Source organism: Nocardioides sp. (assembly GCF_035547795.1).
GTDB lineage: Bacteria > Actinomycetota > Actinomycetes > Propionibacteriales > Nocardioidaceae > Nocardioides.
Genome location: NZ_DASZUF010000168.1, coordinates 1 through 8,041, shown reverse-complemented (window position 1 = coordinate 8,041; position 8,041 = coordinate 1). Strand labels below are relative to the sequence as shown.

Here is an 8,041-nt window from a genome sequence, read left to right as displayed (position 1 = left end):
GGCCAAGGCGGCCGAGGCGGCCGCGCTACGCGAGGCAGCCGAGCAGGCCGCCGCGGCGCACTCCGTGGCCCGTGGCGAGGCGGAGAAGGCGGCCGCCGAGGCCGCGCTGCGCGCCGCGGAGGCGCACGGCGCCCGGCAGCGGGCCGAGGAGGCGGCGCAGGCCCGGGCCGATGAGACCGAGCAGGCCCATGCCGACCGGATCGCCGCCGAGCAGAACGCCGCCCAGGCACACGCCGACCGCCAGGCCGCCGAAGAGGCGGCCGCCGAGCACGCCGCCACCGCCGCGCGGGCCCACGACCTGCGCACGGACGCCGAGCACAACGCCGAGGAGGCGCACACCGCCCGGCGGGCGGCCGACCTGGCCGCCCAGGAGCACGCCGAGCTGGCCGACCAGGCGCATCTCGCCCGCATCGAGGCCGAGCAGGCCGCCGCCGAGCGCGCCCGCGAGGCCGAGGAGGCGCACGCCGCCCGGCTCGCCGCCGAGTCGCATGCCCAGGAGGCGATCGAGCAGGCCCACGCCGCGACCGCCGAGGCGCACGGCCAGCGCGCCGAGGCCGAAGCGGCCGCCCACCAACAGGCGCTCGCCGCCGGCCAGGCCGCCGCTGCCGAGCAGGCCGCGATCGCGCGCGCCGAGCAGGCCGCGGCCGACGCCCAGGCCGCCCACCAGGCCGCGCAGGAGCGTGCCCGCGAGGCGGAGGAGGCACACGCCCGGGCGGCCGAGCACGCCGAGGCAGCCAGCACCGCCCACCAGGCGCGTACGACAGCGGAGCAGGCCGCCGAGCAGGCTCACACCGCCCGTGCGGAGGCCGAGGCCAGCGCAGCCGAGGCGCACCAGCGGGCCGAGGCCTCGGCGAGCCAGCGGGCCGAGGCCGAGGAGCGCACCGCCGCCACCCTGGCCGCGACCGCGGCCGCCGCCGAGGAGTCGCAGCAGAAGGTCGAGGAGGCCCACGCCGCCCGCGTCGCCGCCGAGGAGGCGGCCGCCGAGGCCGCGCGGCTGCGCGCCGAGGCCGAGGCGCGGGTCGAGCAGCTGACCATCGACCGGCAGGCGGTCGAGGCGTCGATCCGCCACCACACCGAGTTGGTCGAGCAGGCCCTCCAGGAGCGCCTGGCCGCCGAGCGCCGGGTCGCCGAGCTGGCCAGCGAGCTGGCCGACCTGCGCGAGAAGGTCGTCGCCACCATCCGGGACAAGGGTTCCAAGCGCAGCCTGCAGGCGCTGGAGCTGGCGGTCGCTGCCGCCCCGACGCCGGCCCAGCCGGCCGCTCCGCCCGAGCCGCAGACGCGCGCACCCGAGCCGCGGGTGGAGACCAAGAGCGCATGGGCGCTGGCCGCCGAGTTGGCTCAGACCGGTCAGATCCCCAAGCTGACGCCCGACGTACTGCGTGCGATGGACGAGAACGGCGGCCGCGCCGCCCTCGACGCGGCCGCCCCGGACGAGCAGCCCGAGACCGACGTCCGCAGCTTCACCCCGGAGAACCGGCTGGGTCTGCTCACCGCCGGGGAGGTGACGGTCAGCGACGATGGCGTGCTCGACGTGCGCAAGGGCAGCAGGACGTTCCGCTTCGACCTCTACGACACGGCCACGGAGGTGGCGGTGCACGGCAAGCCGACCAGCCGGCGGTGGCGGGTGGAGTTCCGCAACGCCGAGCACGCCGTGGCCGTCGACGCCAAGATGGTCGACGCCGAGGCGTTCACCCGCGAGCTGCAGCGCTGGCGTCCCGAGGCGATCTAGCGGCGATCCAGCGGCGATCTAGCTCAGAGATTGGCCTTGAGCACGGCGGCGATCTCGCTCGCCGCCGCCTTCGCGGTCCGGCCCGCCCCGACGACGTTGAAGAACCCGTGGATCTGGTCGGAGAAGCGCCGCTTCTCCACCTTCACGCCGGCGTCCTCCAGCCGGCGCGCGTAGGCCTCGCCCTCGTCGCGCAGCGGGTCGAAGCCCGCGGTGGCGACGTACGCCGGCGCCACGTCCTCGGGGATCTCCGCATACGCCGGCGAGAGCCGGGGGTCGCGGTGGTCGGTGCCGGCCGGCACGTAGTTCTGCTCGGCCAGACGGATGAAGCCGCTGGTCAGGTAGAACCCCTCGGCGAACATCCGCCGGCTCTCGGTCTCGGCGTCCATGTCGGTGACCGGGTAGATCAGCAGCTGGAAGGCACACCGCTCGCGCGCGTGCAGCGCGACACCGGCGGCGAGGTTGCCGCCCGCCGAGTCGCCGCCCACGCCGATGCGGGCCGGGTCGGCGCCCAGCTCGGCGGCGTGGCCGACCGCCCAGTCGAAGGCGGCCACCGCGTCGTCGTACGCCGCCGGGAAGGGTGCCTCGGGCGCGAGCCGGTACTCCACCGACAGCACCCGCGCGCCCGACCTCTCGGCCAGGTGGCGGCAGGCGGCGTCGTAGCCGACGATGTCGCCGTAGATGAACCCGCCGCCGTGCAGGTAGACCAGCAGCGGACCGACCGCCGGCGCGCCGGTCGGGATGTAGAGCCGGGCCGGCATGCCGGCCACGTCGAGGGTGCGCACCGAGCCGATCCGCTGGGTGCCGCCGACGAGCAGCGTCTGGTGCAGCAGCGCCGCACGGCCCTTCGGAATCGGCAGCGTGGACGGGTCCGGCTCCCCCATCAGCTCGCTGAGACGCAGCATCAGCTGCGTGTCGACAGCGAGGGTCTGGCCGTCGAGCACCACCGGCCGTCCGGCCAGACGGCGCTGCAGCGCGGGCGGGAGGTTCATGGCGGCGACGAAGCCGAGCTTCTGCACCGGGTTCACTGCGGGCTTGCGACTCACATCGCACGAACCTACCCCGTAGTAGCACCCGCTGTCCCGAAGAGGTCGCACGACACCTGCCGTTCACCAGCCGGTGCCACACTGGCCGAATGACGCTCGAGCGCACCGATCGGAGCACCGACACCGCGACCCTGGAGACGGTGCCGGACCGGGAGTACGACTGCGACCCGGTCTACCTGCCCGACCACGACGCACTGGCGGCGGTGGAGAAGTACGAGGACCGGTTCCTGGACCGTGAGCTGTCCTGGCTGCGGTTCAACCAGCGGGTGCTCGAGCTGGCCGAGGACCCCTCGCTGCCGCTGCTGGAGCGGGTCCGTTTCCTGGCGATCTTCACCAGCAACCTGGACGAGTTCTTCATGGTCCGGGTGGCCGGTCTCAAGCGCCGCATCGCCGCCGGGCTGGCGGTGCGCGCGGCCAGTGGGCTGATGCCGCGCGAGGTGCTGGAGCTGATCTGGCGCACCACCCGGCAGCTCTCCGAGCGGCACGCCTCGGTCTTCCGCAACGAGATCGTCCCCGCACTGGAGTCGGAGGGGATCGCGCTGGTGCGCTGGACCGACCTCACCGACGAGGAGGTCAAGTACTGCAAGAAGATGTTCAAGGAGCGGGTCTTCCCGGTGCTGACGCCGCTGGCCGTCGACCCGGCGCACCCGTTCCCGTACATCAGCGGCCTCTCCCTCAACCTCGCCGTCCTGATCCGGGACCCGAAGTCGGGTAAGGAGCACTTCGCCCGGGTGAAGGTGCCGCCGATCTTCACCCGCTTCGTGCCACTGGGGCAGAACCGGTTCGTGCCGCTCGAGGACATCATGAAGGAGCGGCTCTCCAAGCTGTTCCCGGGCATGGAGATCCTCGAGGTGCACACCTTCCGGGTCACCCGCAACGAGGACTTGGAGGTCGAGGAGGACGACGCCGAGAACCTCCTCACCGCGCTGGAGAAGGAGCTGCTGCGCCGCCGCTTCGGCCCGCCGGTGCGGCTCGAGGTCGAGGAGTCGATCAGCGACTCGGTGCTCGACCTGCTCATCTCCGAGCTCGGCATCTCCGAGCAGGAGGTGTTCCGGCTGCCCGGTCCGCTCGACCTGCGCGGACTGCACGGCATCGCCGACATCAACCGCGAGGAGCTGAAGTTCCCGGCCTTCGTGCCGACCACCCACCGCCGTCTGGCCGAGGTCGAGTCGGCGGCACCGGTGGACGTGTTCAAGGCGGCCCGGCGGGGCGACGTACTCCTGCACCATCCCTACGACAGCTTCGCCACCAGCGTGCAGCGCTTCCTGGAGCAGGCCGCCGCCGACCCGCACGTGCTGGCCATCAAGCAGACGCTCTACCGCACATCGGGCGACTCGCCCATCATCGACGCCCTCATCGACGCCGCCGAAGCCGGCAAGCAGGTGTTGGTGCTGGTCGAGATCAAGGCCCGTTTCGACGAGCAGGCCAACATCCGCTGGGCGCGGAAGCTGGAGCAGGCCGGCTGCCACGTGGTCTACGGCCTGATCGGGCTCAAGACGCACTGCAAGCTGGCGCTGGTGGTCCGCGACGAGCCGGACGGCATCCGGCGCTACACCCACATCGGCACCGGCAACTACAACTCCAAGACCGCCCGGATGTACGAGGACCTCGGCCTGATCACCACCGACGAAGCGATCGGCGAGGACGTCGCGCACCTGTTCAACAACCTCTCCGGCTGGTCCTCCAGCCCCACCTACGAGGAGCTGTTGGTCGCACCGCTCACCGTGCGCAGCGGGCTGATCGAGCGGATCCACGCCGAGATCGCGCACCACCAGGCCGGTCGCCCGGCGCGGATCCGGATCAAGGTCAACTCGCTGGTCGACGAGGCCGTCATCGACGCCCTCTATCTCGCCTCCCAGGCCGGCGTGCCGGTGCAGCTGCTGGTGCGGGGGATCTGCGCGCTGCGCCCCGGCGTACCGGGCCTGTCGGAGACGATCGAGGCCCGCTCCATCCTCGGCCGGTTCCTGGAGCACTCCCGGGTGTTCTGGTTCGAGAACGGCGGCGACCCGACCGCCTGGATCGGGTCGGCGGACATGATGCACCGCAACCTCGACCGCCGGGTGGAGGCGCTGGTGCGGATGCCCACGCCGGACCTGGTCGAGCGGATCGACAACCTGCTGACCCTCTGCTTCGACGAGAACACCTCCGCCTGGATCCTCGGCGCGGACGGCGAGTGGAGCCGCAACAGCGGCACCGTCCACCTCCAAGAGGAGCTGATCGCACGCCAGCGCCGGCAGCGCCGGGGCCCGGCGTGACGCTCCACCCGTACGGCGGCACTTGCGCCCGTCGCTGCGCCCTCGCCTAGCATGTGGGGCGTTCTTCTCCTACACGCCAGGAGTTCTCCGTGCGTTTGCGCCTCCGTCCGGTCGACACCTCGTTCTACGACCTGTTCACCGAGTCCGCCCAGCACCTGGTGGTCGGGGCGGACCTGCTCGCCGAGATGCTCGGTGACGACGCCGACCATCCCGATGTCGCCAAGCGGATGCGTGAGGCCGAGCACGCCGCCGACGAGACCACCCACGCGATCGTGCGCCGGGTGAACTCGACGTTCGTCACGCCGTTCGACCGCGAGGACATCTACGCGCTCGGGTCGCAGCTCGACGACATCATGGACGCGATGGACGAGGTGGTCGACCAGATCCTCGTCTACGAGGTCAAGGTGCTGCCGCCGGAGCTGTCCGACCAGGTCGCCGTACTCCAGCGATGCGCCGAGCTGACCGCCGAGGCGATGCCGAAGCTGCAGTCCATGCAGTCGCTGGAGGAGTACTGGATCGAGATCAACCGGCTGGAGAACCAGGGCGACAAGAACCACCGCCGCATCCTCGCCAAGCTCTTCTCGGGTGAGTTCAAGGCAATGGAAGTGCTCAAGCTCAAGGACATCGTGGAGTCCCTCGAGGACGCGATCGACGCCTTCGAGAAGGTCGCCAACATCGTCGAGCAGATCGCCGTCAAGGAATCCTGAGTGACACTCGCGATCCTGCTCGCGGTCGTCGTCATCGCGCTGGCCTTCGACTTCACCAACGGGTTCCACGACGCCGCCAACGCGATCGCCACCTCGGTCTCCACCCGGGCGCTGACCCCGCGCGTGGCGCTGGTGCTGGCGGCGGTGATGAACTTCGTCGGCGCGCTGCTCGGCCAGGAGGTCGCGCACACCGTCTCCGACACGCTCGCGCTCTCGGCCGGCCACACCCGGCACGCCCTGGTGATCGTGCTGGCCTCGCTGGTCGGCGCGATCGTGTGGAACCTCATCACCTGGTACTTCGGGCTGCCCTCCTCGTCCTCGCATGCGCTGATCGGCGCGCTGGTCGGCGCGGCGCTGGCGTCGGGATCGGCGTACGCGTCCGTGCACTGGAGCACCATCTGGGACAAGGTGATCATCCCGATGGTGGTCTCGCCGGTCGTCGGCTTCATCCTCGCCTTCGTCGTGATGATGGCGATCCTGTGGATCTTCCGTCGGCGCAACCCGCACCGCGTCTACCGCGGCTTCCGGATGATCCAGACGGTCTCGGCCGCGGCACTGGCCCTCGGCCACGGCCTGCAGGACGCGCAGAAGACGATGGGCGTGATCTTCATGGCGCTGGGCGTGGCCTACCCGGCGACGTACAGCGGCGACAAGCTGCCGCTGTGGGTCGTGCTGTGTGCCGCCTCGGCGATCTCATTGGGCACCTACTCCGGCGGCTGGCGGGTGATGCGCACCCTGGGTCGCCGGATCATCCATCTCGACCCCGCCCGCGGCTTCTCCGCCGAGGCGGTCGGCGCGGCGGTGCTCTACACCACCGCGTTCGCGTTCAAGGCGCCGATCTCGACCACTCACACGATCACCTCCGCGATCATGGGGGCCGGCGCCACCCAGCGCTTCAACGCGGTGCGTTGGGGCGTGGCGGGCAACATCGTCGCCGGTTGGGTGCTCACCTTCCCGGCCGCGGGCCTCGCCGCCGCCGCGTCGTACGAGGTCCTGCGGGTGCTCTTCGGGGTGTGATGCCGCGGGCTTCGCCCGGCGTGGCAGGTGGCTTCGGCCGGGGCCCGGTAGTGCCGGGGCCCGGTAGTTCGGGGAGAAGCGGTCGGTTTACTGGCCAGTAATGGACCGTTTCTCCCCGAACTACCCCGACTTCACGCCTGATCGCTTCGGCAATCGGGCTGAGGATGACTGCTCAGGCGGCACGCCCGGGAAGCCAGCGACGACGCTGCTCCTCGGTGAGTGCGCGGCGCTGGGCGACCGTCATGGTGGGGACCCACCAGGCCGGCGGCTCGGCGGTCCAGCGGCGAGGGTTCCGGCGCGCACGCTGACGCGCATCCAGCGTCCGCTGCAGGAAGGCGGTCGGATCCGGTCGATCTGCCGCGGTCATGGTCACGTACTCGAGTCCGATACGACGGAACGCCGCCTCACGCGCGATGTCACGGTCGCGCCGTCGTCGGAGAAGATGAAGCGCGCCGTCGTACTCCCCCGCGATGCCGCCTTCGAGGTCGATCAGATCGGGCGTGCCGACGAAGTTGCCGTCCAGGTCGAACACCGGCTGGTTGCAGCGAACCCGAGTCATCCCGAGGTCGATCAGCCACAGCAGACGCATCTCTGTCTCCATCGGCGACCAGACGTTCTCGTCGGCGAGCTGGATCGCGCGTCGGCACTGGTCGATGCCGGTCCAACCGCACAGATAGGGCATCGCGTAGGCCCATGCCTCCTCGATCGACACCAGGTCGGCCGCCGCGGCCAGATCCAGATGCCGTACCGCGGAGCGCAGGTCCGGGGCGAAGCGCATCTCGAAGCACACCGCCCTGGGGAGCGTCGTGCAGGGGAGCTCCTCCACGACCGTCAGGTCCTTCGGCGCAAGCTGCTCCTCCGAGATCAGCAATCCGGCCCGAGGAGCGAGACAATGGTCTGGCACCACCACGGGGATCGGCCTGGTCGCGTCGTCGTACCAGCCGACACCGGACCATCGGAGCGCCGCCCACCCCGTGATGGCGCCGTGTGCCGGCAACACGGAGGCGGCCTCCACGATCCGCTGGTCGACATCGGTGGCGTCGACCCAGCTCGGCACGTAGCGCCCGTGCGCGACGCGGCGCCAGCGCCGACCACGCGCCTGCCGAGGGGTCGGGCCGCCTACCCCCGATCGATCCAGCGTCACCGGGCGCACCAGTCCGGGCCGCGCGGTCGAGAAGGCCGGCGGCGCGAAGTGCTTACGTCGCGGTGCCACCCCGACAGCGTGGCGCAGATCCACCGAGAGTGCGTCCGGTCATCCACAGGCAGGGCGACCAGTGGGTAGTTCGGGGA

Annotated in this window: 6 protein-coding genes; 4 read left to right on the top strand and 2 right to left on the bottom strand. The window is 71.4% G+C overall.

The window, feature by feature from the left end; genetic code table 11:
- The coding region (locus VHA72_RS11495; protein WP_524538593.1) for a coiled-coil domain-containing protein at positions 1-1,729 on the top strand (1,729 nt) is incomplete at its 5' end.
- A 23-nt stretch (positions 1,730-1,752) separates the two neighbouring features.
- Here VHA72_RS11495 and VHA72_RS11490 read toward each other — a convergent pair.
- Entirely contained in the window at positions 1,753-2,772 is a 1,020-nt protein-coding gene (locus VHA72_RS11490; protein ID WP_325575307.1) for an alpha/beta hydrolase, read from the bottom strand.
- A gap of 89 nt (positions 2,773-2,861) precedes the next feature.
- Here VHA72_RS11490 and VHA72_RS11485 point away from each other — a divergent pair, with 89 nt between their 5' ends.
- The 3 genes from VHA72_RS11485 to VHA72_RS11475 all read left to right on the top strand — a co-directional run bounded on the left by VHA72_RS11485 (position 2,862) and on the right by VHA72_RS11475 (position 6,751).
- Positions 2,862-5,027, top strand: coding sequence for an RNA degradosome polyphosphate kinase (locus VHA72_RS11485; protein WP_325575305.1), 2,166 nt, complete (start codon positions 2,862-2,864; stop codon positions 5,025-5,027).
- 89 nt (positions 5,028-5,116) lie between these two features.
- The gene (locus tag VHA72_RS11480; protein WP_325575303.1) at positions 5,117-5,734 is read left to right on the top strand and encodes a DUF47 domain-containing protein; all 618 of its coding nucleotides are present in this window, start codon (positions 5,117-5,119) and stop codon (positions 5,732-5,734) included.
- The gene (locus VHA72_RS11475; RefSeq protein WP_325575301.1) at positions 5,735-6,751 is read left to right on the top strand and encodes an inorganic phosphate transporter; all 1,017 of its coding nucleotides are present in this window, start codon (positions 5,735-5,737) and stop codon (positions 6,749-6,751) included.
- Positions 6,752-6,923: 172 nt separating this feature from the next.
- On the opposite strand, the gene VHA72_RS11470 is transcribed toward VHA72_RS11475, so the two are convergent.
- Entirely contained in the window at positions 6,924-7,964 is a 1,041-nt protein-coding gene (locus tag VHA72_RS11470) for a hypothetical protein (protein ID WP_325575299.1), read from the bottom strand.
- Positions 7,965-8,041: the final 77 nt, after the last annotated feature.

Excerpts from the sequence above, each read along its gene's own strand:
- VHA72_RS11485 (WP_325575305.1), top strand. The coding sequence starts at position 2,862 with ATGACGCTCGAGCGCACCGATCGGAGCACCGACACCGCGACCCTGGAG.